Here is a 1034-nt window from a genome sequence, read left to right as displayed (position 1 = left end):
GCGCAAGGCGCTGGACGACCGCACGGTGGACGGCCCGTTCGCCGTCCGCACGACCGCCGCCTACCCCGCCCCGGTCGCGTCCGTCGCCCCCCTGCTGGACGCCCGGACGGGCTTCGCCGACCGCTACTCCACCGACCTCCTCGCCGAGGCGCAGCGCGCCGCCACCCCCGAGGACGGCGTGATCCCGACTCGTCTCGCCGAGAGCGCGATGCTGCGCGACATGCCCGCGATGCCCCTGTGGTCCGCCCACGACCACCTCGTGTGGTCCGAACGCGTCCGGGGCGTCACCGCCGACGCCTTCACCGGCCTGCGCCTCGACCGGCTGACCGTCAAGGACTGACGCTAGGGGCGTCCGGTATCACGGTAGGTCTACCGGCATTCACATTGTGTGATCGCGAACTGGTGGCCATGATGGGCTTCATGAGGGGACGTGTTCTGGTTCGGGGCGGGGCCGTCGTCGCGGCGATGGCCACAGTGGGGCTCGGCGGCTACTTCGCGGCGGTGGGCCTGGACGAGGCGGACAAGCTGGCCAGCGTGATCGGGGTGTTCGTCGCTCTGGCAGGGCTGGCGGTGGCGGTGTACGGGCTCGTCGCCGAGCGGCACGGAGGCGAGGGAGAGCCGTCGCCACGGTCCTCCACCCCTGGGGATCGGTCGATCGCCATTGCAGGCGACCACACCGGGATCGCCTCGACCGGTGACAGGACGACCAACCGTCAGTCGCGGTGATGGGGCACCAGTGGTGGAAGCGGGCGTCGCCCGCGCCGCAGACCGGTCCGGTGGCTCACGGGGCCGGGTCGGCGGCGGTGGGCGGCGCCATGTCGGGCATCCTCTCGACCGGGCCGGGTGCCACCAATGTGCAGATCAGCCTGCCGCCGGAGGCGTTGCGTCCGGTCACCGAGGTCGCCGCCCCGCCAGGGCTGGTGAACGTCCCCGGGCATTCGCAGGTGTTCGTCGGGCGCGGCGACGAACTGGCCGTCCTGCGGAAGGCGCTGAAGGAGCCGGGGACGGTGGTGGTGCACGGGCTGGGCGGGGTG

3 protein-coding genes are annotated in these 1034 nt (G+C 72.8%); all 3 read left to right on the top strand.

Annotated elements, in window-relative coordinates; translation table 11 throughout:
- Nucleotides 1-340, top strand: a 340-nt coding sequence (locus E1298_RS49165) for a hypothetical protein (RefSeq protein WP_243726284.1), incomplete at its 5' end; no start/stop codon positions are given.
- Between the two features lie 80 nt (nucleotides 341-420).
- Entirely contained in the window at nucleotides 421-726 is a 306-nt protein-coding gene (locus E1298_RS47180; RefSeq protein ID WP_131903856.1) for a hypothetical protein, read from the top strand.
- A 50-nt stretch (nucleotides 727-776) separates the two neighbouring features.
- Nucleotides 777-1034: hypothetical protein (locus tag E1298_RS47175; RefSeq protein ID WP_207945299.1), on the top strand; the 258-nt coding region annotated here is incomplete at its 3' end.

It is taken from the genome of Actinomadura rubrisoli, assembly GCF_004349215.1.
Lineage (GTDB): Bacteria > Actinomycetota > Actinomycetes > Streptosporangiales > Streptosporangiaceae > Spirillospora > Spirillospora rubrisoli.
This window is presented reverse-complemented; position numbering and strand designations above follow the sequence as displayed.

Excerpts from the sequence above, each read along its gene's own strand:
- E1298_RS47180 (WP_131903856.1), top strand. The coding sequence starts at position 421 with ATGAGGGGACGTGTTCTGGTTCGGGGCGGGGCCGTCGTCGCGGCGATG.